1 protein-coding gene is annotated in these 1,089 nt (G+C 73.4%); it reads right to left on the bottom strand.

The window, feature by feature from the left end:
* Positions 1-1,087 (bottom strand): 3-dehydroquinate synthase (gene aroB / locus AC1DP0_RS22190; RefSeq protein WP_478088797.1); only part of this gene is annotated, 1,087 nt, incomplete at its 3' end.
* Positions 1,088-1,089 lie beyond the last annotated feature (2 nt).

Here is a 1,089-nt window from a genome sequence, read left to right as displayed (position 1 = left end):
CGTCGGGGCGGCGCGACACGAGGCCGTATGCCGCCTGCAGCCGTGCGTCGTCGGGGCCGGCCAGACGGTTCGGCTGGGCCAGCCTGTCGAGCACGACGAAGCGCAGCGTCGAGCCCCGGGACTTCTTGTCGCGGCGCATCGCGGTCAGCAGGTCGTCCCAGCGACCCGCGGCATACGTCGTCGGCAGCCCGAGCGACTCGAGGACCGATCGGTGGCGCGCCACGAGCGCATCGCCCTCGAGGCCGGCGAGGTGCCCGGTCAGTCGGGCGAGCTCGGCGACGTAGACCATCCCGACGCTGATCGCCTCACCGTGCCGCCACGTGTAGTGCTCGACCTGCTCGATGGCGTGGCCGAACGTGTGGCCGTAGTTGAGGATCTCGCGCAGCGAGCTCTCGCGCAGGTCGGCGGCGACGACCTCGGCCTTGACCCGGACGGCCCGCTCGATGAGCTCGCGCAGGTGCGGGTTCGCCGCGCTGCGCGCGACGGTCGAGTCGGCGGTCACCGCGGCCTCGACGAGGTCGAGGATGACCGGGTCGGCGATGAAGCCGCACTTGACCACCTCGGCGAGCCCGGCCACGAGGTCCGCCTCGGGCAGCGTCACGAGCACGTCGACGTCGCACAGCACCCCGGCCGGCGGATGGAAGGCCCCGACGAGGTTCTTGCCCTCGGCGGTGTTGATGCCGGTCTTGCCGCCGACGGCGGCGTCGACCATGCCGAGCAGGGTCGTCGGCACCTGGACGACGCGCACCCCGCGCAACCACGTCGCCGCGACGAAGCCGGCGAGGTCGGTGACGGTGCCACCACCGACCCCGAGGACGGCGTCGGTGCGGGTGAAGCCGGCCTGCCCCAGCCGGGACCAGAGCTCAGCGGCCACCGTCGCGGTCTTCGCCGCCTCGGCGTCGGGCACCTCGGCGACGTGGACGGCATACCCCAGATCGTTCAGGGCCGCGGTCACCCGCGACGCGAGCTCGGGCAGCGTCGGCGGGTGGACGACGAGGACGCGCTCGACGTCGGCGCCGAGGAGGTCACCGACGCGGTCCAGCACCCCCGACCCGATGACGACGTCGTAGTCGTCGCCGACGGGGATGG

The organism is Terrabacter sp. P5_B1 (assembly GCF_056400505.1).
This window is presented reverse-complemented; position numbering and strand designations above follow the sequence as displayed.